This is a genomic window from Methylobacter psychrophilus (assembly GCF_025583945.1).
Classification (GTDB): Bacteria; Pseudomonadota; Gammaproteobacteria; order Methylococcales; family Methylomonadaceae; genus Methylobacter_C; species Methylobacter_C psychrophilus.
The window spans coordinates 17,182-39,815 of the sequence record NZ_JAOEGU010000019.1; the positions used below are offsets into that span (position 1 = coordinate 17,182).

General features: G+C 40.3%; 23 protein-coding genes. 7 read left to right on the forward strand and 16 right to left on the reverse strand.

The window, feature by feature from the left end:
* Positions 1-174 precede the first annotated feature (174 nt).
* The 5 genes from nhaR (at position 175) to N7974_RS10715 (ending at position 4,635) form a co-directional block, all read left to right on the forward strand.
* Complete coding sequence (nhaR, locus tag N7974_RS10695) at positions 175-1,071, forward strand: transcriptional activator NhaR (protein WP_262965606.1); 897 nt, start codon at positions 175-177, stop codon at positions 1,069-1,071.
* 261 nt (positions 1,072-1,332) lie between these two features.
* On the forward strand, positions 1,333-1,884 hold the full coding sequence (locus N7974_RS10700; protein ID WP_262965607.1) for a nuclear transport factor 2 family protein: 552 nt from the start codon (positions 1,333-1,335) through the stop codon (positions 1,882-1,884).
* The gene (locus N7974_RS10705; protein WP_262965608.1) at positions 1,854-2,408 is read left to right on the forward strand and encodes a chalcone isomerase family protein; all 555 of its coding nucleotides are present in this window, start codon (positions 1,854-1,856) and stop codon (positions 2,406-2,408) included. The genes N7974_RS10700 and N7974_RS10705 overlap by 31 nt, the downstream gene beginning before the upstream one ends.
* Complete coding sequence (locus N7974_RS10710; protein ID WP_262965609.1) at positions 2,398-3,438, forward strand: bestrophin family protein; 1,041 nt, start codon at positions 2,398-2,400, stop codon at positions 3,436-3,438. The genes N7974_RS10705 and N7974_RS10710 overlap by 11 nt, the downstream gene beginning before the upstream one ends.
* Positions 3,439-3,576: 138 nt before the next feature.
* Complete coding sequence (locus tag N7974_RS10715; RefSeq protein WP_262965610.1) at positions 3,577-4,635, forward strand: NAD(P)-dependent alcohol dehydrogenase; 1,059 nt, start codon at positions 3,577-3,579, stop codon at positions 4,633-4,635.
* Between the two features lie 108 nt (positions 4,636-4,743).
* Here N7974_RS10715 and N7974_RS10720 read toward each other — a convergent pair whose 3' ends face one another.
* From N7974_RS10720 to N7974_RS10760, 9 genes are all read right to left on the reverse strand, one after another.
* On the reverse strand, positions 4,744-5,502 hold the full coding sequence (locus tag N7974_RS10720; RefSeq protein WP_262965611.1) for a hypothetical protein: 759 nt from the start codon (positions 5,500-5,502) through the stop codon (positions 4,744-4,746).
* Positions 5,499-6,341 (reverse strand): SDR family oxidoreductase, encoded by an 843-nt coding sequence (locus N7974_RS10725; protein ID WP_262965612.1) that lies wholly within the window; start codon positions 6,339-6,341, stop codon positions 5,499-5,501. Before N7974_RS10725 ends, N7974_RS10720 begins: the two co-directional genes overlap by 4 nt.
* A gap of 68 nt (positions 6,342-6,409) precedes the next feature.
* On the reverse strand, positions 6,410-7,345 hold the full coding sequence (locus tag N7974_RS10730; protein WP_262965655.1) for a YbgA family protein: 936 nt from the start codon (positions 7,343-7,345) through the stop codon (positions 6,410-6,412).
* Between the two features lie 374 nt (positions 7,346-7,719).
* Positions 7,720-8,427 (reverse strand): protein-methionine-sulfoxide reductase heme-binding subunit MsrQ, encoded by a 708-nt coding sequence (locus tag N7974_RS10735; RefSeq protein WP_262965613.1) that lies wholly within the window; start codon positions 8,425-8,427, stop codon positions 7,720-7,722.
* On the reverse strand, positions 8,427-9,383 hold the full coding sequence (gene msrP / locus N7974_RS10740; protein WP_262965614.1) for a protein-methionine-sulfoxide reductase catalytic subunit MsrP: 957 nt from the start codon (positions 9,381-9,383) through the stop codon (positions 8,427-8,429). Before msrP ends, N7974_RS10735 begins: the two co-directional genes overlap by 1 nt.
* A 171-nt stretch (positions 9,384-9,554) precedes the next feature.
* Positions 9,555-10,376 carry a sterol desaturase family protein gene (locus N7974_RS10745; RefSeq protein ID WP_262965615.1) on the reverse strand — a complete coding sequence of 274 codons (822 nt, stop codon included), beginning with the start codon at positions 10,374-10,376 and terminating at the stop codon, positions 9,555-9,557.
* A gap of 45 nt (positions 10,377-10,421) precedes the next feature.
* Positions 10,422-10,877 carry a PAS domain-containing protein gene (locus N7974_RS10750; protein ID WP_262965616.1) on the reverse strand — a complete coding sequence of 152 codons (456 nt, stop codon included), beginning with the start codon at positions 10,875-10,877 and terminating at the stop codon, positions 10,422-10,424.
* Between the two features lie 24 nt (positions 10,878-10,901).
* Positions 10,902-11,402 (reverse strand): SRPBCC family protein, encoded by a 501-nt coding sequence (locus N7974_RS10755; RefSeq protein WP_262965617.1) that lies wholly within the window; start codon positions 11,400-11,402, stop codon positions 10,902-10,904.
* Positions 11,403-11,706: 304 nt separating this feature from the next.
* Positions 11,707-12,153: a hypothetical protein gene (locus N7974_RS10760; protein WP_262965618.1), complete on the reverse strand. Its 447-nt coding sequence runs from the start codon at positions 12,151-12,153 to the stop codon at positions 11,707-11,709.
* 501 nt (positions 12,154-12,654) lie between these two features.
* Between N7974_RS10760 and N7974_RS10765 the strand changes: the two genes are divergently transcribed.
* On the forward strand, positions 12,655-13,059 hold the full coding sequence (locus N7974_RS10765; protein ID WP_262965619.1) for a DUF1499 domain-containing protein: 405 nt from the start codon (positions 12,655-12,657) through the stop codon (positions 13,057-13,059).
* A 162-nt stretch (positions 13,060-13,221) separates the two neighbouring features.
* Complete coding sequence (locus N7974_RS10770; RefSeq protein ID WP_262965620.1) at positions 13,222-14,598, forward strand: cryptochrome/photolyase family protein; 1,377 nt, start codon at positions 13,222-13,224, stop codon at positions 14,596-14,598.
* A 2-nt stretch (positions 14,599-14,600) separates the two neighbouring features.
* Here the strand turns inward: N7974_RS10770 and thiE are convergent, their stop codons facing one another.
* The 7 genes from thiE to N7974_RS10805 form a co-directional block, all read right to left on the reverse strand.
* On the reverse strand, positions 14,601-15,215 hold the full coding sequence (thiE, locus tag N7974_RS10775) for a thiamine phosphate synthase (protein WP_262965621.1): 615 nt from the start codon (positions 15,213-15,215) through the stop codon (positions 14,601-14,603).
* Entirely contained in the window at positions 15,212-16,003 is a 792-nt protein-coding gene (gene thiD / locus N7974_RS10780; RefSeq protein WP_262965622.1) for a bifunctional hydroxymethylpyrimidine kinase/phosphomethylpyrimidine kinase, read from the reverse strand. The genes thiE and thiD overlap by 4 nt, the downstream gene beginning before the upstream one ends.
* 418 nt (positions 16,004-16,421) lie before the next feature.
* A complete protein-coding gene (locus tag N7974_RS10785; protein WP_262965623.1) occupies positions 16,422-16,787 on the reverse strand; it encodes a response regulator in 366 nt (121 codons plus the stop codon).
* A 24-nt stretch (positions 16,788-16,811) separates the two neighbouring features.
* On the reverse strand, positions 16,812-17,783 hold the full coding sequence (locus N7974_RS10790) for a chemotaxis protein CheX (RefSeq protein ID WP_262965624.1): 972 nt from the start codon (positions 17,781-17,783) through the stop codon (positions 16,812-16,814).
* Between the two features lie 25 nt (positions 17,784-17,808).
* Positions 17,809-18,309 carry a hypothetical protein gene (locus N7974_RS10795; RefSeq protein WP_262965625.1) on the reverse strand — a complete coding sequence of 167 codons (501 nt, stop codon included), beginning with the start codon at positions 18,307-18,309 and terminating at the stop codon, positions 17,809-17,811.
* A gap of 60 nt (positions 18,310-18,369) precedes the next feature.
* On the reverse strand, positions 18,370-19,296 hold the full coding sequence (locus N7974_RS20670; RefSeq protein ID WP_317451598.1) for a methyl-accepting chemotaxis protein: 927 nt from the start codon (positions 19,294-19,296) through the stop codon (positions 18,370-18,372).
* Between the two features lie 113 nt (positions 19,297-19,409).
* Positions 19,410-22,112, reverse strand: a complete 2,703-nt coding sequence (locus tag N7974_RS10805; RefSeq protein WP_262965626.1) for a HAMP domain-containing protein — start codon at positions 22,110-22,112, stop codon at positions 19,410-19,412.
* Positions 22,113-22,634 lie beyond the last annotated feature (522 nt).

Below are 22,634 nucleotides of genomic sequence, written 5' to 3' on the forward strand. Positions count from 1 at the left end.
TTTGATCGACTAAAAAACGGCTGACTAAAAAGCCTTGCCCGGTAATATTGATATTTTGCATCGCTAATCCTCGCTTGGGTGAGTTGATGAGTTATAGCCTACACAAAGACATTGTTATTGTTAAATAGAATGTTTAGAATAAAAGCATCGGAATTTACGATACATTCAATATCTATGCAGCGAATCAACTATCAGCACTTGTTTTATTTCTGGAACGTAGCGCGCGAGGAAAGCATCACTCGTGCCTGTGAAAAGCTACATCTGGCACAGCCCACCATTAGCGGCCAGCTGACCGTATTTGAAGAAGCGGTTGGGGAAAAACTGTTCTATAAGAACGGACGAAAAATGGCGCTGACGGATACCGGTCGCGTGGTGTTTCGCTATGCGGACGAGATTTTCTCGCTGGGCCAGGAGCTGACTAATACCTTGAAAGGCCGTCCAACCGGACGACCGCTGCGACTGGTTCTCGGCGTAGCGGATGCTTTACCCAAGCTGGTCGTTTATCGTCTTATTGAACCGGTATTTCAGCTCCCGGAGCCGGTGCAGATTGTCTGTTATGAAGATAAAGCTGAACGCCTGATGGCAGAGATATCCCTACAAGGCATTGATCTGGTTTTATCAGATGCACCTCTCGCGCAATCCAGTAGTGCCAATGCCTTCAATCATCTTTTGGGTGAATGTACTGTTACGGTATTTGGAACGCCGCAATTGGCTGCTGTTTACCGTCCGGATTTCCCCCGTTCCCTGACCGGAGCACCGTTTCTACTGCCAACCAGCAACACCGCGCTCCGACGCTCTCTGGATCAATGGTTCGACACCGAAAACATCCACCCAAAAATACAAGCAGAAATAGAAGATAGTGCGTTGATTAAAACGTTTGGGAGCGGCGGTGCCGGATTATTTGTCGCGCCCACCACCGTAGAAACGGAAATACAACGCCAGTATGATGTAGAAATTATCGGCCGAATCGATGCCGTAAAGGAACGCTTCTATGCCATCACTGCACGCAGGAAAATGAAACATCCGGCCGTGACGGCGGTGCTGGAAAATGCTCGTGAGAAATTATTTTGACGTCTATCTGTTACTGCTCCAAACAGGGAGTGACGGGCTTGCTGTCAACATTTCTCATGGACCAAGCCGTTATAAACCTTGGACTGAAGCTTTGTTTTGTCCCCACTCTACGGCATTATTAAGAAAAGATTGCCGGCATTAATGAAAATAGAATAGTGCATGCTATTATGGAACTTAGGCCTGTTTTAAAGACAGTGATTGAAACGGGTGCCTGAAATTATTAGCGGCAAACATACTATTACCACCAAATCGGAGTAAACAATGAAACCAGTTTTGTCCTTGTTACTGATGGCCTTGATGCTTAATGCCTGTAGTCACGTTGAACCCAACTCAGTGCGAGACTATCTGGCCCTGGCACCTGCAGAATCTGACGTTAAGCAAAACCAGCGAATCCAGCCGCTAATCAAACTTTTTAATAAAATTGAGACGGTTTCTCTGGCTGATCAGATAGCTAAAACTTACGCTGAAAAGTTATATTTTAATGACACGATAGTCACTTTGCATACCCGGCAGGATTTATTGAAGTATATGCAACATACTCAAAAAAGCCTCGATTCCATGAGCTTTGAAGTGCTCGGTACCCAGGAAAAAGGTAATGATATGTTCGTTCGCTGGACCATGAATACCCGATTTACGGTGATGGGACAAAGTCAAAATATACAATCTGTCGGTATGAGTCACTTACGCTTTAATAGCGATGGAAAAATAATTCTGCATCAGGACTACTGGGATAGTATGCAGGGATTTTATCAACACTTACCAATCATTGGAGGTATATTGCAATGGATAAAAAATGGCTTGCAAGATTATTAATTACTTTGCTTACCGGCCTGTCTGTAGTTCAGGCTGACGAACTCTTTCCTGAATATATTGATACCGTTAATAACACCCGACTGCTTCGTTGTAGTCAAGCCGAACTTAAGGCCTTTCGTTTAATTCATGTCGGTAATGCCGCTTTGTATTTGGACGATTGCAAGAAAGTCAGCCATATTTTTTCTGCAGGCCCCAAGCACTTGCGATTTTTATATGAAAAAGCCATACCGGCAAAAGCTTTTAAAGACGCTTCAGAAGAATATCTGAAAATTAATCTTGGCCAACAATACGCTGACTGGCAAGCTGAGTTTGACGCCTTCAACAGTCATTATCAGGATATCAAGGAAGGTGATTACTATGATCTTGTTTATGATCCAAAAACCGGCTTAAAACTACAACTAAACAGTAAACTGCTGGCCACTTTGGATGATCCTGCACAAAGCCTGGCTTACCTGAACATCTGGTTTGGCAAGGAACCTTTTTCCAATGACTTAAAAGACACATTGCTAAACATTGTGGATTGATAATAAAAACACACCTGTTTATGTGATGGACAGCTTTCTGGATTTATCGCCTATTTCCATTCCCTCAAATCCGGTATTAAAAAAAATGATTATTCGTGGTGGAACCACCGTTCTTCGTGCCCTGCGCGATGACTGGACTACTTTACTGTTATTTTCTTCACTGACTGTTGGTACAGAAGTTATTTATGAATACCTGCCGGTGCAACAAACCGCTTTACCCTCATTACCTTTGGGCGTATTGATCACCGCAATGTCGATATTTCTTGCCTTTCAAATCAACCAAAGTTATGACCGTTGGTGGGAAGCCAGACGATTATGGGGACAGCTTGTCAATGTCAGCCGATCATTGGGCCGGCAAATTACCACTTTGTTAACCGATAAACGTATCGCCAATATTACCAACAAGGAAAGTGCGGCAAAGTTTCATCAAGAACTACTTTATCGGCATATTGCTTTCGTCAATATATTGAGAATCAGCTTACGCTCAGGCGGTAAACTATCAGAAAAGGACTGGCGATTTATGGCTCAATTTTTACCCGATAGTGAAATAACTGACTTAAAAAGTGCCGGTAATGTTATGACTCAACTGCTGCAAAAACAGGCCAAAGTTCTGGGTGCATTAACCGGTAAGAATTGGGGCGAACAACAAATTCTCCTTCAACTGGATAGCTCTCTAAACCTTCTTAATGATATTCAGGGTGGCTGTGAGCGAATAAAGCGCAGTTCATTTCCTGATCGTTTTAATTTTCATACCCGTATTTTTGTTTGGTTACTGGCAATACTTATTCCCTTTTGTCTGATTGAAAACGATCTTTTCGATGTCGTGGCAATGATCACGGAAACCCTGTTGGCTTTCTTGTTCGTAACCATCGAACGCTTGGGTACGGAACTTCGCGATCCGTTTGAAAACCGTATCAATGACACTCCGATGTCGGCGTTGTGCCGAACCATTGAGATCGACTTAAGGCAACAGCTTGGAGAAACCACGACTCTTGTGCCACTCGAACCGATAAACGGTGTTTTGATGTAATCAAAACTGCCAGAAATTTTAATTTAAAAAGTTGCAAAGTTGTTATTTTATGCAATATTGGATTACCATAAATAAAATCTGTATTTAATTAAATACTTAAATACGATTTTTGTTTTTTATCACTATCCGGAGCGCTTTATGCAAAAAACTATTGGTTATGCTGCCCATGATAACAAGTCACCATTGGAACCATTCAGCTTCGAACGACGCGAGCCTTTACCGACCGATATACAAATTGAGATCCTTTTTTGCGGGGTTTGTCATTCCGATGTTCATCAGGTACGCAACGAGTGGGGCAACGCTGCATTTCCTATGGTGCCCGGTCATGAAATTGTGGGTAAAGTTACCCGCATAGGTAACGCAGTAACCGCGTTTAAAATTGGCGATAGCGTTGGTGTCGGTTGTCTGGTTGACTCTTGTAAGGTGTGTCCGGATTGTAACGATCATCAGGAACAATTTTGTAATAGTGCAGTGTTTACATATAACAGCCCCGACAAGCATAGCGGTGGCACTAACTACGGTGGCTATTCCAAACAAATCGTCGTTGACCAGGATTTTGTACTGCATGTTTCAGACAAACTGGATCTGGCAGCAGTAGCCCCTTTGTTATGCGCGGGAATTACCACTTATTCGCCATTAAGACATTGGAATGTCGGTAAAGGCGATAAAGTTGGTATCGTTGGTTTGGGTGGACTAGGCCACATGGCAATAAAATTTGCCCATGCCTTTGGCGCTCATGTTGTACTTTTTACCACGTCACCCGGTAAAACTGAAGATGCCAAACGACTCGGCGCTGATGAAGTAGTGATCTCCAAAAATCCGGAAGAAATGGAAAAGCATCTTGCCAGCTTTGATTTTATCCTGAATACCGTCGCTGCACCGCATAATCTGGATGCTTTCACGGCCTTACTAAAACGTGATGGTACATTATGTCTGGTCGGTTTGCCTGATCAGCCACATCCCTCACCTTCTATCGGCAACCTGATTTTTAAGCGTCGTACCATTGCCGGCTCGCTAATTGGCGGCTTGAAAGAAACCCAGGAAATGCTTGACTTCTGTGCTGAAAATGCAATTACTTCGGATATCGAAATCATCCCTATTCAGCAAGTTAACGAAGCCTTTGATCGCATGGTAAAAAGTGATGTAAAGTATCGCTTTGTTATTGATTTGGCCAGTCTGCAACAAACGGAAGCTTAATTTTAAAAGCTGCTCACAACAAAGATACGAAAAACACAAAATTTTTTCTTTCTTCGTGTTCTTCGTGTCTTCGTGGTGAATAAGATGCTGTTCTCAATATAACTTCTATTATCTTGATTTGATTGCCTGATGAGCTGCCAAAAAAGCAGCGTAATGGTCAGTTAACTGATCGTGTGAATTGCCATCAGGATGGTTTCTAAACTCCTGCTCAAGTATTCCCTGAACCATTTGAGACCACGGTGCTTTAGGGATAAAGTCATAAAGTACGCTACCAGCCAAACTAATCATTTTTTGTCCGGCACTGCCGTTTTTTGATGTAAGTCCTGATAAATAGGGGTTTGCCTGCGGAAGACTGACCGGCGGCAAAGGCTTTATATCCAACCAATTATTATCCGGTAAAAAGGTCAGGTCTTTGGTGTCGGCAAATGAAATCAACAGAGCCGGCATACCCAAAACAATCAGTAGCCCATAAAGCACGATTTTACCGTTAAGCGCCAAAAATAAAATCCAACCAATCATTGCAAACAACAAAGCGGCACTGACAAAGAAAACCGGAAATATCGTTATCGGCCAGTTTCCAAAAAATTGTTGCAGCAATAACTCCGAGTAACAAGCCACCGTTGCTGAAAAAACTACAATCGGGAAATAGGCGATGCGAAATGCCAGTAACTGTAAAATTATAAAGCCATAACGTTTATCTTTTGTCGGCAACTTTTTTAGTCCCCATAAAGACATCCAAACCATTGCCGACAAACCGGCGAGGTGAAACCCGGTAAATAACTGCCAGGCTTGTGCCGCAGGACTTATTTCAATACTAATGCCAAATATTGCCAATAAAATCAGTAATATCACTGGCAAATAATTCATTTTATCAACTCAATATAACCGGCTTTAAAGTCGGGATAGTGAAATTTATACCCCAAGGCTTTTAAGCGTTGATTATTACAACGTTTATTCATAACGCTGTCATTACCGGTACTTTTAACCGTAGGCGATGGGCAGTCCATATGTTCGGTAAGCCAGACCATAACATCCCACATTGATGCAGGATCATCATCACTGGCTATATAGCATTGCTCTAAAGCCTTACCCGCCAGACGACATTCCAGTAAAAATACCAATACACCAACACAATCCAACTGATTAATACGGTTAGTAAAATAAGATGGATTTTTTTGTATGGCGGGTACTTGCGCGGCCGTTTTTAACAGATACTCGCGACCTGGCCCATAAATTCCGGAAAAACGAACCACGATATTATTGATATCGGTATCCATCAGTTTTTGTTCTGCCTGTCTGATGAGTTGGCTGGTAATGTTTTCCGGTTGCGCCACAGAATTCTCATCGACCCATTCACCTTGCGATTGCCCATAAACGCCGGTTGATGAAACAAAAATCCATTGAGGATTAGCGCCTTCCCTGGAAAATCTATCTAGTAGATTATTCAATCCCGACTCATAAACAGCCTGATAACTTTCTTTATTTCGACCATCCGGCGAAACAATAAAATACACCACCTCAAAATCTGCGGGCAAGTCTTTAATGTCGTCAGCTGACGATATATCCGCAGTAAAATAATTAACGTAACCGGTAGCGGTAGTCGGCGGATTTCGTTTTAGTCCGGTTACCTGGTGGCCTTTAGCCGAAAGGTCTTGTGCCAGTTGCATACCGATAGAGCCGCAACCAATAATTAAGATTTTTGCCATAAGTTATAGAAGTTTTTTTAACAAAAAAGTCATCAATCAGCCTTATAATCGACTGATTTTTACGTCGATTACAACTGATTAATAAGCTGTAATTCCTGTGGATAAGGCGACATATAATAAGATTCATCAATATAAATATCAGGGGATTTACGAAAATGATGCTTAAGCACTGTCAACGGTACAATCAGCGGTATTTCTCCATTTCGATAACGCTCGATAATTTCGCACAACTCCGCCTTATCATCAATGCTTAACTCCTTTTTTAAGTAGCCCTGAATATGTTGCAACACATTAACGTGGTTACTGCGGTTAACAACTATTTTAAGTATATTCATTAACATGAAAATATAACGCTCAGCAATCGGTAACAAATTGTCCTTTGTTAAACTCGCTAATAATTGCCCCATTTCGCGGTAATCGGCATGACTCATAATAATCAATTTATGACGGGCATGAAAATGCGTCAATTTTTGCGGGGTAAGATCTTCGGCTAGTAATTGTTTCCAGCGATAAAGCACATAAACACGCTGAATAAAATTCTCACGCAATCCCGGATCGCCTAATCGCCCCTCTTCTTCTACCGGCAAAAGCGGATTATTGCGCATCATCTCCTGAGCGTAAATACCAAAACCTTCTCTGTGCGGCTGATTACCTACATAAACTTTAACGCGCTCCATACCGCAACTGGGTGAATCCTTTTTTAAAATATAACCGCATAAATCGGCATGAGACTTTTTTTGCTGCCCGGCATAATCACTTAAACGGGCGGTTAAATCCAGTTCCGGATTTTTAATCCCCACACAGCGTATGGTGTTATCGATTTTTACCAAATGAATGGTAGGGCGAGGGACACCCAAGCCAATAGCGACTTCCGGACAATAGGGATGAAAATCAAAATATTTACTGAGCGTACCAACAATGTAGGCATCACGTTTATGACTACCATCAAAGCGCACTTGTTCACCCAGTAGACAACTGCTAATACCGATAGGAATTTTTTTTATCATGGTTATTTAAGAGAGGGGGGATTTAAGCTTACGAGATTGTGAAAGTATTATAAAAAACGGGTTAAAAACATTATTCACCACGAAGGCACGAAGAACAAGAAGAAAAATAATGCTCTTTATTCAATGCATTGAAAACTTCGTGCCTTGGCAACTGCTCCCTGCGTTTCTTAAGAAGCCTACTGTTGGTGCTCTCGATCGCTGTTCCATACGCGACTCTACCTTCTACCATCCATGGCTATATAACTCCTGCATAATCCACAGGGATATGGTGAATGCAGAGTTTACAGGAGCAAATATCTGTCCCTGCAGTCGTTATAAATAAATATCCTGCGCCACTTTGGGACTATTAATTCTTGGATATCATCTTGGAATCAGCGCTTCATATCGCTTTTTAATATGGTTACTTGTGGTTCACGGATTGTTTCGGACATTACCACTTGTTTTGCCACCATCACCTGCACCTTTTGGCCGGTCGGGATCATCATTTTATTAAATTTACGGTTTTTAAACCAGACGGCAACACGAAAGCTCAGTAATAATATAATGATGATTAAATAGAACAGTGGCTCTGCAAGATTACCTTTAAGCTGCCAGTAATAATGGAGGATAGCGGCACCCGCTGCAATATAAATCAAGCGATGGAGTTTTTTCCAGGTTTTACCCATGCGCTTTTTAGCCCATTTGGGCGATGTCAGCGCAAGTAGAAAAATAATACAATAAGCCAGAATTCCCAGCCAGATGTAAGAGCTTTCAATAATATCAATGCCAATAATATGCCACACCAAAGCATGATCTACCAGCAAGTAGACCAGTACATGCAAGGTTGCATAAAAGAAAACATACAGCCCTAATATTTGCCGATAATCGGTCATACCACGCCATTTTGTAACTGATTGGATAGGCGTAATAGCCAATGTCAGCCATAAGAAACGTAACGACCAATCTCCCAAACGCATATGCAATGCTTGAATGGGATTTGCGCCTAAATTATTGAAAGCAATATCAACCAACAACAATAGCAAGGGCAGTAAACAAGCGATTATAGTTAAGGACTGCAACTTGTTGTATTGAAAAACCATCAGAAAAAGTGCCGTAAGTCCATATCACTATACAATGATGCGACTTGCTCACCATAACCATTAAATAATTCAGTTTGTCGACGTGGGGTAAAAAAACTGCTGCCTAATTGGCGCTCACTGTTTTGACTCCAGCGTGGATGGGCAACTTCCGGATTTACATTCGCGTAAAAACCATAGTCGTTAGGTGCGAATTTATTCCAGGTTGTCGTGGGCGGTCTTTTTAACAACTCAATTTTTACAATCGCTTTAATGCTTTTAAAACCGTATTTCCAAGGCACAACCAAACGCAATGGCGCACCATTTTGCTTTGGCAGAGTATCGCCGTACATCCCAACAGCCAATATCGTTAAAGGGTGCATGGCTTCATCCATACGTAGTGCTTCAACATAAGGCCATTCCAGCATGGTATTATTAGCTTGACTAGGCATTATTTTTGGTTGATAAACCGTAGTAAATTTTACAAAATTGGCTGTTGATAAAGGTTTAACCATTTTTAATAAACTACCCAGCGAAAAACCAACCCAGGGAACAACCATTGACCACGCTTCCACACAACGAAAACGATAGATATGCTCCTGAAGCGTCTGCTGACGTAGAATATCTTCCAAATAATAACTACCCGGCTTTTCTACTTCGCCACTGATCTCTACTGACCAAGGATCAACAGGCAGACTTTGCGCTAACGTTGTTGCATCGGTTTTATTAAAGGAGAACTCATAATAATTGGTATGATTTTTAATAATTTCAGCCGGCGTAAGTAGTAAAGAATCGTTAGATAAATTACTTTTTGGCAAATCCCCCCAGACCGGTTTATTGTTATTAGCCAGCGCCGGAACAATACCCGAACCGGTCAACATAGTCGCCAACATTGCTTTAATTATCTGACGTCGCTTGTTAAAAACCAAAGGATCGGTAATCTCACTAGCGGGAATAGCTTTTTCTGTTTTAATTATCATTGTTAAATTTACCTAACAGTCAATTAATACCGTTGTTCAGGAGAGTTTTTCTCTCTCTATGGTTCTCGACTTAATAATATTGCATTTAGCAGGCGTGGGCAGCACACCATAAGTTAAGCAGAATGGAACTTATTTTGCATGGCTACACCAACAAACCAGAACAGTTAACCATTATTTTTTCCCTCTGGGAATCCGGTTCCATAATTTTTTAATTTTAATTTCAGTAATAAATGCCAGCGAAAACAGTTGGATAAAGTTATCAGCTTCAATTAAATCAAGACCTATATGCTCAGGAACCAGTTCTTTTCGAGTTCCAAAAATACGATCCCAGAGTGAAAAAACAATGCCGTAATTACTGTCGTGCTCACTACGCAAGGTTGAATGATGTGTTCGGTGCAGCGATGGCGTAATAAATACTTGCGAAATAAGCTCTTCTTTGGGAACACGAATATTGGCATGATGAAACATGATAAAAAATAACTCAACAATCTCAATAGAAAGTATCAAATACGCATTGACGCCAATAATGACAACAAATACACACTTATAAATAATTTCCAGCAGTAAATCAAAAACGTGAAATCGAAAACCGGTAGAAACATTAAAGCCTTTGTCGCTATGATGTACCTTATGAAATCGCCACAGAGTCGGATAAGTGTGACTGGCAACGTGCCAAAGATAAATGGCCAAATCAAAAAAAGCGAATGCCAGCAGCCATTTTAATGGACCATCAGGCAAACCACCAAATATCCCGTACGATGCAAATTGCTGCGCGACAATAAACAGTGATGAAGCCCTTAATACGGTCAAAATAACATTATTAACCAAAAATGTAGTGGTATTGGTCGCAAACGATTCTTTAAAAATTTTCTTAGGAAATTCTCGGTAAGGAATCCGCTTCTCAATAATCACCAATAAAATAAAAGCCAACATGGCAAGACCAAATAAAGCTTCATTAAAAAACATGCCTCCGTTACTATCAGTTGCATTCATAAACTTACCTTTATATTTTATTTGGCTTTATTTAAAAAAACGTGATTATTTATTCGTTATGGCGGCTAATAAATCATTCAGCTCTTTGATTTCATTGCTTGCGTCAACCTGTTTGGTTATGTCGTACTGAACGCCCAGATAATAAATAACCCGATGTTTTTTATCAAACAAGGGAGTTATTTTCAAGCGATTGAAAAACAAGGTTCCATCTTTTTTATAATTACGCAATGTTACTTCAACAGGCTCATGAATTTTCATTGCCTCAATAATTTGATAACGTCCGGCTTGATCCCTATCCTCACCCTGAAGAAAACGACAATTATGACCAATGATCTCTTCCTGGGTATAACCCGTTAAACGTTCAAAGGCTTTATTGGCGTAAATAATTGGAGCGTCGTCTAAATCCGGATCGGCTAACGTTACGCCATTAATACACTCATCTAAAATAGCGGAAAGCACTTGCGGAATAAGACCGCTATCTTTTTCAACAATAAAAGACATATTTAAACTCCAATTCTTGTAATATTATGACGCAGTCAAATTTTGGTTGCGATCAGTGATGAGTAATTTTTTAATGTTTTCAACGGTGTTTTCTGCGCCATCTTCAATGGCGGAACGAATCAATTTTTGAAATGGCCGCATAAAGACGTCGATTTCTGCTAATTCAAAACGAAAAGTCAACCGCGTACATTGTTTTTCCTGGCTACTTTCCAATAGATAACTATGAGTATATGGTTCAGTCAAGCCTTTAAAAATGAGCTTCATGGCCGGCTGATAATCGGTGATTTCAAAAACCGATTCAACTTTTGAGCCATTATCTTCACGAACCTGCTTTGCTTTGGCACCGACAAAAACCTTGTTACCGTCCAATGGTTCCAATTCAACAACCTCTAATGCCCATTTAGGATAATTATCATAGAAATGTTCTCCTATGTAAGCAAAGACATCATTGATCGGTTTATCGATCTCAATACTTGCTTCACCAGCAATCGGCTTGGATGAATCAAATGAAAATTTAATTTGCACTGCAATACCCTTCCCGGTTGAGAATATGACTCAACTTAAATTATTATTTTTTGCTGATACTCCCAATGGCACTAACATTATTACTATTGCCACTTTAGGAATGGTAATTTTATACTATGAACTTGGTAAACACGAGTAAAAATACTGCGTCAAAACATTCATTTTATTTAATTTCCACACCTTAAATCTATTTTGGCTACCGCCTTGAAAAAGGATAGCTTGGCTATGTTTAATTATTATTATAAGTCGGGCATAAATATTATGCCCGAGCCATAAAACTGTCGACAAAAAGCATGATCTCTAATTAATTCATTAACTCATTCTTTTTTGACTGGATATTTTCACTACGTTGGCACGACAAGATAACGTCTCTCCAGTCGGCACCAGCATTGACACCTTTAGTAAAACAATCGACTCTTTCTTTGGCGTTATTCGTTCCGGCACAAAGATTAATGATATTTTTCCACTCCCATACTTTATTGCCTTTACCCCATTCTACTTGACCTGATTTGACACTCAGAAAGCATTGGCCGGGCTCGGATGGTTTAGTGGTACCTTTACAAAGTTGTTTTACATTTTCCGGTTCCCAATTAATTTTTTCATCAGACCAAGGTATCTTGCCTTGAACATCATTAAAACACTGGGTTTCGTAATCACTTGCAGAGGCGACCGGACTAATAAATAGCGTTGCAAAAACCGCAATGGATAACACCAAAAAAGAACGTTTTACTGAGATATAATTTGATTTCATATGACCTTCCTGCGTAATAGTGCGTAATAGGATTTAACACTCAGCCAATATAAAGTTAAATTCAGAAATAGCAAAATTATTTATTTTATGGAAAGAGTGTGTTTCCTAAAAGTGGTCATATATAAAAAAAACAGTATTTTTTAACAGGATTTTAATGGTGCTTAGCGAATCCTGTATATATAAATTTAAAGCTATAAATCAGCACCTTAACGCTGATATCTGGTGAAATTATTTAAAACAGCTATAAACTCTCAAAAATTAAACTTCCCGCTTACGTCACTGTAACTTTATGAATAATAACCCGTAATCCCTTGAAAGAATGGTATCTTTTAACATCGAATTTATTTATATGGGAACTCATATAAACCAAATTTAAAAACATCATGCAACAATTTGACTCTTCTAAAATTTATGTAACATTGGGTGTTACATTTTTTATTTAAAAAATTTTTATGCGCGACTTTTTTTATGATATTTAAAATCTTTTTTTATATTATCCTTATGACACTCAGCACAATAAATCCGGTAAATTCAGCGTCAAAAAAAATATTACCACTCTGCAGAGACAGCCCTAACTGTGTTTCCAGTCAAGCACAGGATGCCAAGCATTTTATTGAACCTTTTAAAATTAGCGATGACCGTGACAAAGCCTGGCAGGCATTAAAAGAGGCTATTAACAACCAGAATCGCATGGTTATTACCCATGAAACTGCCGATACGCTTCATGCCGAGGCAACCAGCCTGATTTTTCAATTTGTCGATGACATTAACGTTATTATTGATACCGACACCAATGTTATCCATATCCGCTCGGCTTCACGTACCGGCCATAGTGACTTTGGAGTTAATCGTAAACGTGTGGAAGCACTACGTCTACAATTGCAAAAAGCACATATGATTGATTAAACGGGATTGTATTAGTTAAAATACCAGCCGATAATTTACAATTACCGCTCTAAAAGATTTAATTACCTAAGCGGCACATTAGTATTTTCTATATCCCTAAATTCAACGACAGTCTTTTCCCTTGTTTATAAAGTAACCTTACTATTATCTACAGAACTGTAAATGACCCTCTACGCAAACGCCTTATTTATCTTCCGCCGTGATTTGCGTGTACATGACAATACCGCACTTAATGAAGCACTCCGCCTTTCCAAACAGGTGATACCCTGTTTTATTTTTGATCCCAGACAAATAGAGCCGCATCCTTATCAAAGTAAACCTGCATTGCAATTTATGTTGCAGTCTATTGACGATCTTCAACAGCAATTACAAACAGTCGGTGCCAAATTAGCGCTTTATCATGATGCACCAGAGCAGGTTTTACGCCAATTGTATGATCAGCAGCACATACAAGCCGTATTTATTAACCGTGATTACACGCCTTTTAGTCGACGGCGCGATGATGAACTGGCGGATGTCTGTCAAAAATTGGGCATAAGCTTACATGTACTGACTGATGCGTTACTTAATGAACCTGAACAGGCCATTAAAAACGACCAAACGCCCTATAAAGTTTTTACGGCATTTTATAATAATGCGAGACAATTCCCCGTACCCTTGCCGCATGCATTAACCAATAACCACTTCTTGACATCTGCGTCTGAATTTACCGTCAATCAGCTGGGTTTGCCGTTAATAGCATCAAAGCCGGATGTCCTTCAGGGTGGCCGTGATCAGGCCCTTACTATTCTCGACCAGCTCAAGAAACAAGCCGATTATCAAAATACGCGTGATTTTCCTGCGCTGGATGGCACCAGCAAACTGTCCGCACATTTAAAATTTGGTACCTGTTCGGTCCGGGAAATTTATTATGCCATTACTGAAGAGCTCGGCACTGAACATCCTCTGTTAAGGCAATTATATTGGCGCGATTTTTTCACGCATATTGCCTATCATTTTCCACAAATTTTTGGCCGGCCGTTTCTGGAAAAATTTGCCAATCTGCAGTGGGATAATAACCGCGATTATTTTCAAGCCTGGAGCGAAGGTAAAACCGGCTTCCCTATTGTCGATGCGGGAATGCGTGAATTAAATGCGACAGGCTTTATGCACAATCGACTGCGCATGATAGTTGCCTCTTTTTTGGTCAAAGATTTACGCGTCAGCTGGCGTTGGGGTGAGCGTTATTTTGCCCAACATTTAATTGATTATGATCCCTGTGTCAATAACGGCAACTGGCAGTGGGCCGCATCAACCGGCTGTGATGCCCAACCTTATTTCAGAATATTTAACCCCTGGCTACAGCAACAAAAATTTGACGCTGAATGCCACTATATTTATCACTGGATACCAGAGCTTAAAGCGTTATCACCAAAAACCATCCATCAATGGGACAAAAAGCACCATCCCGGTAATTATCCGGCACCAATAATTGATCATGCCCGTGAGAGCCAAATAACCAAAGCCTGGTTTAAGGAATCCATCATTAGCCGGGATTAGATTTAATCAAACAAAGCCTGATAAGCTCGGGCTGATTGTTCGGGTTGATGCTCAAACAAGCCACCGATAACGGCTAACAAATCGGCTCCTGCGGTCAGTAATTGTGCACCATTTTCCGGTAAAATACCGCCTATGGCGACAATGGGGATAGTCAATAAAAGTTTGGCTTGTTGCAACGTCTCAATTTGCGCAGGGGCTGCCAGTGGCTTCGAGGATGACGGAAAAAAGCGCCCGAAAGCAACGTAAGTTGCCCCCTGCCCTTGTGCCTCCAAAGCTTGTTCAATAAAGTTATAACAGGAAATACCAATGATGGCGTTGTTACCTAAACGTTTTCTTGCCTGAGCAATTGCACCGTCTTCTTTGCCTAGATGGACACCATCAGCGCCCACCCTGAAAGCCAACTCAACATCATCATTAACAAGCAAAGGAACCTTGTGCTGATGGCAGACTTTAACCAATTCTTTCGCTAAAAAATCAGCGTCAAGCGGATTTTTATCACGATACTGCACAATCACTGCACCGCCGCTAATCGCCGCAATAACTTCATTAATTATCGTCTCGGCAGATTTATTGTCAGTCTGGGTAATGGCATAAAGGCCACGTGCCGGAAATCTCATGTATCGTCTTCCATCCAGAAAAACCGGTTGGGAATAAACTGCCCTCGTCCTGGTTTATAAGCACTGTTTAACGAATTCCAGGTATATTCCTGAGCCTCCATAACGGCTTGAACAGGTTCCAGGCCATGCGCCATTAAGGCAGCAATACTGGTAGCCAGGGTACAACCGGAACCATGATAACTGGCGGGTAATCTGTCCCAGGTATAGGTTTCCCAGCTACGGTTGTCATGAAATAATTGATTACTGACTGCCGGTGTCGTTTCATGCGTTCCGGTAATCAGCACATATTCACAGCCTTGCTCCAGCAATTCCAAGCCACATTCTTCCAGGTCATCAAATCCTGCCAGTCTGCGGGCTTCTTCGCTATTGGGCGTTAACACGGTAGTGCAAGGCAACAGTAAATCAACAATAGTGGCAATCAGTCGGTCATTAGACAGTTCAGTACCACCACCGGCCGCCAATACCGGATCAAAAACAACCGGAATATGCGGATATTGTTTTAAAATCGCGTAGATGGCAATCGCTGTTTCATGATGCCCGATTAAACCGATTTTAAAAACATTAACAGGCAAATCATCCAGTAAGGTCTTGGCCTGACTGATAATGTTTTCGGGACTTTGCGGAATCAGCTTTTTTACATTTCGGGTATCTTGCTCGGTCAAAGCCGTGATAACACTGGCAGAATGGCACTGATGACTCACCAGCGTCTCAATATCAGCCTGAATGCCCGCGCCTCCGCTAGGATCATGACCGGAAAATGACATTACAACAGGACGGTTAGCGGACATTGAGGTTCCTTGGCAATTATGACGTTGTTAAATTCAACGCCGAAGTACAAGCATGATACTCATGCAGCATTACCGGCTTGTACAAATAAGCAAATGTTAACACAATGGCGCTGTAAATCTTACCGGTCAATTTTAGATCAGCAATTCTCACTGATAAAAAGCGATGCTATTCTACCAGTCGCGTAGCCAGGGTTAGCGACAGCGCTTGTACCCCGGAGGATGTAACCCGGCAAATCGAAATATCTACAATTGAATTTAGTATATTTAGACTTTCAGAAATTAAACTCCCAATACACCTCACTAAGTCGACACAGATAACATCCCTTCAAGGGATGGTATCTGTTGGCATCGAAGTTATTTATCTGAGAGTCTTAACTATTAATAAATATTGCGCTTACCAGTCCTGGATCCGGTTAATTTAAGCCGACAACTTCTTAAATGTCTCAAGGACACTCTCGCCCTTAAATGGCTTGACGATCCAACCCTTAACGCCGGCAGCTTTGCCTCGTTCTTTTAAATTTGGATTACTCTCTGTCGTTAGCATGATCACACTGACAGTGCTATTTCCAAGCTCACTACGAATTTTCTCAACCATGGTTAAGCCATCCATATTAGGCATATTGACGTCACTCAACACAAGTTTGATGCCAGGATTGGCTTTTAACTTGCTAAGACCATCTTTGCCATCAACTGCAGTAATAACCTTCAAGCCATTTTTTGTCAAAAAACCACCAACCTCATCTCTGACAGTGCTGGAATCATCAACGATTAAAATCTTTGCCATAAAATAATTTTCCAAATACAGTTATTAAAATAATTCCAGTTCACCCGAGTCAACAAAATCATCAACCGATGCTTTAATTTCCTTAAAATCCTCAGGGGACCAATATAAATTGAACACAAACCATTGATAAATCGAAATACAGTAATCCTTACTTTCATCCGCTAAGGTATATTTAAAACAAAGATGCGGATTTTCAGAACCAAATGAAATGTATTTATGTTGATGATTGATGACCATGGGTACTTCCGATGTCGAACCTGGGCCTGGATCATCGATAGCAATAAAATGTGTCTTAAAGGATCCCCAAACAAGATTAGTTACTTCCCCCAACACATTATTGACTGTTCTAAAGTTAGCTGGATTTTCCTCGTTGGTTAACTCATCAAACCCTAGTATATCGAGAATAGCACTCTCTTCTGCCTGCAACATCATATGTCCCCTGCACCAACTGCTTGCCAACGGAATAAGACTAAATACCTCACCGAAGATGATCCGATCTCTAACAATATAAGGGGTTTGGGCACTCGCTTTAAGATGCTTAAACTGATTTGCCAACGCGCTTACTGTAATATCCGAAATTCCTCTGACCAAGGCATTGGGATAAACAAGACTAAAGATATATTCATCGATAACTTTCTTAAGTGGTGACAGGTCATCAATTGTATACGTCGCACAAAACAGTTTACGTTGTTTTTCTGACAACTCATCAAAAGTGGCTGGCGATGTTCTACGCAGCACAATCGGTAATTCAGGTCTTGCCCTATTTATTTGACGTGCCAAATCAATGGTGTTGTCCAGTGAATCACAATAATCTTCAGCCAATAAAATCGCGCCCAAATCAACATTGGAATTCAAAATGGCCATAATATTACTGGCATAAATGACCTTCAGACCAATAAGCCTGTTTTGATCACAGAATTGCTTAATATGTCCAAGAGCCTCTGAAGCATTCTCCAAAACAAAGACCTTGCTTACTAATGGTGTTACATCACTCATACTTAAATCCCTTAATAATCAGCTTTTAAAAAAATTCCAGCTCACCCGTGTTGTCTTCAACTTCACTGGTATCAACGGTAAAATCCACATCACTATAATCACAGAGGCACAAAGTGGCATGTAACACTAACGAATGATTAATAGTGATCCGGTAATAATTGACATACCCTGGATCAAGAGCCGAAACGAAATCTGCACACTGTCTTAACAATATATAAGGCGTTGACATCCCCAAAAAAAAATAAGTTTGGTTTAGTTCCCTATTCATGGCGCCACAACAAATATTACAAAACTCCTGAAAAATATCGAGAAATGCGCCGTTATCTTCGGCTTCGGCATCAAGACAGGAATTTTTTTCAAAATATTTTTTTGTGGCCGCATTATTATTAAAATGAAAAAGCGTCAATAACCGAAAAGAGGTCGATGAAATTGTCAGGACAGAAAATTCACCTTCACTAATTTCTTCCGGGTTATTGATGGCTTCTATTTCACAAATATCATCAGGAGATACCGTAATATTAGCCATCACTGCTTTTTTGAAAATATGTTCAAACCCAATTTTCGCCTGCTCACTGATCATATGCGTTTATCTCAGCTGTAGACTGTTAATCAGGTTTTTACCGGTTACGTCAAGGCCAATCAAAGCAGAGGTAATCATTTTTCCGCCCGACTGTATATCCTGAAAAGTCGCGGTAGTTATCAAGTCGTTCTTGTACAGATTCTTGCCATAGTTCTTGGAAAGCGCTTCTGAATCAGTGGCAAGTTTACGAATTTCAATGGCCACAACGGCAAATCCGCGCCCACTTTCACCGGCTCTGGCGGCTTCAATAGCTGCGTTCAATGACAAGATCACGATAGTTTGAACAATCATGGCAAACTTGTCATTTTGCTGATGCATTTCCATATTCTGAGTCATCAACGTATTCATGTCGGTATGCCAACGCTCAAAGACTTCCGCAAATTTAGTAGCCTGACTTATTTTATCTGCCAGACAACCGGCTTTTTCAAGAAAATCCAGTCGTTCAGCATTTCTTTTCTCTTCAGAAAAATTCAACTCAGCATCATGTTTTTGTTGAAGCTGATTAATTTGTTCAAGAAGCTTTATTTGTTCTTGTTCCAGCAGCACTGATTGTTGCAATTGATGATTTAATTCCAGCTCCTGCTTGTTAAGGCTCAATTGCTTTTCGGTTTCTTCTTGCAAAAGATCAAGCGCTAACTCATGCTTTTGCAGGAGCTGGTTAACTTGAGCTGATAATTCAGTTTTTTCTTGCTCCAAGCGCGTTGACTGCTCCACGTGATAATCCATATCCGTAACTTTTAATTGCAGCTCTTCTTTATAGTTATCTATTTTTTCTTTGGCCTTAACGAGTTTCATCGTCAAAATATCAACTGCAGCCTGGTGTGTCAGTATTGACTCTCCAAGTTTTTTTTTATTGCTACGTATAAGTAAAGCGACGCTAAGGCCGGATGCCAATACACATCCCAAAATAAAAGCCAAAATTGTAATTTGCATGTCAGTTTGGCTTTAATAACTCAAGAGGTAAACAAAAGGCTTATTAACTTCTGTAAAGACCGTTAACAGCAAAATACGGTACGCAATCTGCCGATTAAATGTGTATTGATAACTCATGCGGCCACCATTATTGGGGCTTTGGCACTCACAGCAAAATGACCGGGAAGATACACAACAGTTTCAAAAGTTCGTTGATCAAAGCCGTCCTTATTGTCCAGAAAATTGATTTTTACATGTCCACCCTCTTTTCTGGCAAAACCAATAACTGCATCCATGCCAACACCCCGTCCGGAGATGTCGGTAAGTTTGTCAGCCGTAGTAAATCCGGGCAGAAAAATCAGCGCTGCGATTTGTTCATCACTCAAGCTTTCATTTTCCTGTAGCAGTCCATTATCCAAAGCCTTTTGACGAATTTTGTTCAGGGCAAGACCACAACCGTCATCGTTGATAGATATTTTGAGTAATTCACCGTCCACTTCAATGGACACATCAATACATCCTTGTATCGGCTTATCATTAGCCAATCGCTCAGCAGGCATTTCCAAGCCATGATCAACACAATTTCTGAATAAATGCGTAAAAATATCTTTAATCACGCCAACACTTTTACTTTTCAGTAGCAGCGTTCCATTATTTATTAACACCTTAGGCTCTTGTTTCCCCAAGCTTTCTGCCAACGCCGGCAACGATTCAACAATTGCAGAAAAAACCGTATCAAGGGACTCTGTTCCGAGTTGCCTTAGCATGCTGTGTACCGCGTTTTTTGCCACCATCAAATCGTGGACATTGGAATAACTGACTTTTTCCAGTAATTTGATGGTTTCTTGAATTTGCTTGTTATCAACCATAACGTATTTTTCAATACTACCTTTGCGGCCCGGTCCTTTTCGACCCAAACTAACTTCATTAATCTTGGCATAATGCTCAACCAGTTGGTGTACTTGTGCCAGATCATCCAGTAATCGAAGCTGATCCCAGGCAATACTGGAATCAGGTTGGCGCAACTCATCATAAACTGACTCTGTATTATGAACATGGTTACTTAAATTGGTCAGACCGTATGTCCTGGCATTGCCTTTGATCGTATGAATATTTCTGAATATGATGTTAATTGCATCCAGACTACCATTCGGAGTATCCCGAATGATATTTTCAATCTCGGCGATATAAGTGATCGTTGAGGTAATAAACTGGTGAAATTTTTCCTGATTAACACCAAGAATTTCCCCAATAATATCCAGTTCTCGCTTTTGCCCTGCGGTTTCTGCGCTCAATTTACGCAACTCGGTTACGTCACGCACGCATAGCAGTATTTGCTCCACGACATCATTATCGTTAATCACCGGCGCCCAATTTAAATCGAGGACTTTGGTCAAACCATCCGGCATCACTTTCTCAATTTCATTAACCAATAAATGCTGGTTAAATTCAAAATTCATGGCGTCTTCTCCAACACAAGCGCCAGAGACCGCTGACATTTGCGACATGGAATCAGAGCCAATATTAGAGTTTTCAAAAATCAGTTTTATCAAATCAGCACCAGCAATCTGATCTGTCTCCAATATTTTTTCCAAATAAGCGGAATATTCCGATTTCACCTTGTTTTGATCGTCAAAACTCAGTAAACCTTGTGGCATATTTTTAAGCATTGTTTGAATATCGTTAATCTTTTGCCTGACTAAGGTTGATGTCTCTTGTAGCTTCTCGACCATCGAATTAAAAGACCTCGCCATGCTACCAATTTCATCCGTATGCAACGCTTCAGCTCGCAGAGACAAATCACTGGTATGGGCAATTTTTGACATGATTAATTCCAGATCAGACACCCTGCGCAAAATTCGCGTTCCACCGAAAATACAGATCAATACGGCTGAAATTATCAATAATAAAAATACTATCATGATGATGAACATCAGGTGTTCGTAGAACTGATATTCACTAGTAAGTTCAGCTTCCAGCGTTAACAGTTTTTCCTGAAGCGTTTTGATTTGCTGATTAACCGTTACCTGGCCTGTCACTTTATTCTGCGCAACTTTCAAAGCGACTTCCATATCCTTACCATAGTGTTGCAGCAAGGACGGGATTTCACGGATGGGTTCAATCGCCATATCTTCAAGCTGTTTTTTTTCTGACTGGTTACCTAGACTAAAAACAGTATTACCCGATGACTCTTGTTTCATAACTCCCAGCAAAGGCAACTTTTTAAATTCACCGGATAAAGTAATCAGCTCTTGTAATGGCCGGTTAATATTATCTGCTGACATTTGCTGGTGAGAAGTAAAAAAACTTTGCCTTGCACCTGCAAGATTGATGAGCTTGGTCTGGGAATCACTGACTAATTGCAAATAAAGTTGCTGCTTTGGCAGTGATGCTTTTTTTGCTTGATTAACATATAACAATAACTTTTGCAGATGCCTGGACAGTTGTTTTTCATTATTTATCAGTAGCGTTTGTGGGTCAGTCAGCTTACCGGTAGCGGTAAGCTCTACCAAAGTCGTTTGTTCTAACTCATTGATAAGCGCTATAAACGGGGCTTGTAAAGAGGCAGATAGATTAGCTCGCCCTTCAACTTCAGCTTTGATTTGACTGAGTGCTTGTTCAACATCACCCAATATGGTGGCTTCACTCGTCAGTAAATAACTAAAAATGGGTTGACTAACCTGGGTAAAAATTTTGTCTTTTTGCTGACCAAAAAATTCGACCGAGGCAAAAGATTGATTTAGATGATTTAACGACCAACTGACAGCAACTGCAAAGCCAATAAAAATAACTCCGAGCGTCAAACTGACTAACTTCGATATGGATTTAATGGACATATTAGAATATAAGCTTTTTGAAAAATTTGAAGAATAATTAACGTCAATTTTTATGACGTTGCTGGATGATTATTTATTACTTAGACAGAGATTTTGGCATTCTCGATAAATCGAGAAGAATTTTTTGGTATATTTATCAATATAGATAAAAATTATTACAGGATTATTACTAATAATGTGTAATTAATTATTAAATCGCCATTATCAACTTTTTATAAGCTCCTTTATTTTATCTAATTTCATCCAAGTAACTTATGACATTGACTTTTATAAAAAATGACCACTAAAAATGGTAAAAAAATTGAAATATATCTTCTTATAAATAAATTTTCCACACCAAGTTTTGATTCTTGTCTTATTTAAAAATTTTAAATAAGCGCGTCAATGGTTAAGGTTAAATTCAAGAATTAATAACCCAAGTGGCGGAAGATAGAATCTCGTCGGAACAGTGATCAAGGACAGCAACAGTAGACTCATTAAGAGATTCAGAAGCAGTTGCCGAGGTGAAAAAACAGGTATGTA

Bases quoted from the DNA above. Each gene is read 5' to 3' on its own strand.
- msrP (WP_262965614.1), bottom strand. From the start codon at position 9,383: ATGATAATTAAAACAGAAAAAGCTATTCCCGCTAGTGAGATTACCGAT.
- thiD (WP_262965622.1), bottom strand. From the start codon at position 16,003: ATGTCCGCTAACCGTCCTGTTGTAATGTCATTTTCCGGTCATGATCCT.
- N7974_RS10720 (WP_262965611.1), bottom strand. From the start codon at position 5,502: ATGAATTATTTGCCAGTGATATTACTGATTTTATTGGCAATATTTGGC.
- N7974_RS10745 (WP_262965615.1), bottom strand. From the start codon at position 10,376: ATGAATGCAACTGATAGTAACGGAGGCATGTTTTTTAATGAAGCTTTA.
- N7974_RS10700 (WP_262965607.1), top strand. From the start codon at position 1,333: ATGAAACCAGTTTTGTCCTTGTTACTGATGGCCTTGATGCTTAATGCC.
- N7974_RS10735 (WP_262965613.1), bottom strand. From the start codon at position 8,427: ATGGTTTTTCAATACAACAAGTTGCAGTCCTTAACTATAATCGCTTGT.
- N7974_RS10705 (WP_262965608.1), top strand. From the start codon at position 1,854: ATGGATAAAAAATGGCTTGCAAGATTATTAATTACTTTGCTTACCGGC.
- N7974_RS10750 (WP_262965616.1), bottom strand. From the start codon at position 10,877: ATGTCTTTTATTGTTGAAAAAGATAGCGGTCTTATTCCGCAAGTGCTT.
- N7974_RS10760 (WP_262965618.1), bottom strand. From the start codon at position 12,153: ATGAAATCAAATTATATCTCAGTAAAACGTTCTTTTTTGGTGTTATCC.
- N7974_RS10795 (WP_262965625.1), bottom strand. From the start codon at position 18,309: ATGGCTAATATTACGGTATCTCCTGATGATATTTGTGAAATAGAAGCC.
- N7974_RS10785 (WP_262965623.1), bottom strand. From the start codon at position 16,787: ATGGCAAAGATTTTAATCGTTGATGATTCCAGCACTGTCAGAGATGAG.
- N7974_RS10715 (WP_262965610.1), top strand. From the start codon at position 3,577: ATGCAAAAAACTATTGGTTATGCTGCCCATGATAACAAGTCACCATTG.
- N7974_RS10805 (WP_262965626.1), bottom strand. From the start codon at position 22,112: ATGTCCATTAAATCCATATCGAAGTTAGTCAGTTTGACGCTCGGAGTT.
- N7974_RS10725 (WP_262965612.1), bottom strand. From the start codon at position 6,341: ATGGCAAAAATCTTAATTATTGGTTGCGGCTCTATCGGTATGCAACTG.
- N7974_RS20670 (WP_317451598.1), bottom strand. From the start codon at position 19,296: ATGCAAATTACAATTTTGGCTTTTATTTTGGGATGTGTATTGGCATCC.
- N7974_RS10770 (WP_262965620.1), top strand. From the start codon at position 13,222: ATGACCCTCTACGCAAACGCCTTATTTATCTTCCGCCGTGATTTGCGT.
- nhaR (WP_262965606.1), top strand. From the start codon at position 175: ATGCAGCGAATCAACTATCAGCACTTGTTTTATTTCTGGAACGTAGCG.
- N7974_RS10790 (WP_262965624.1), bottom strand. From the start codon at position 17,783: ATGAGTGATGTAACACCATTAGTAAGCAAGGTCTTTGTTTTGGAGAAT.
- thiE (WP_262965621.1), bottom strand. From the start codon at position 15,215: ATGAGATTTCCGGCACGTGGCCTTTATGCCATTACCCAGACTGACAAT.
- N7974_RS10765 (WP_262965619.1), top strand. From the start codon at position 12,655: ATGACACTCAGCACAATAAATCCGGTAAATTCAGCGTCAAAAAAAATA.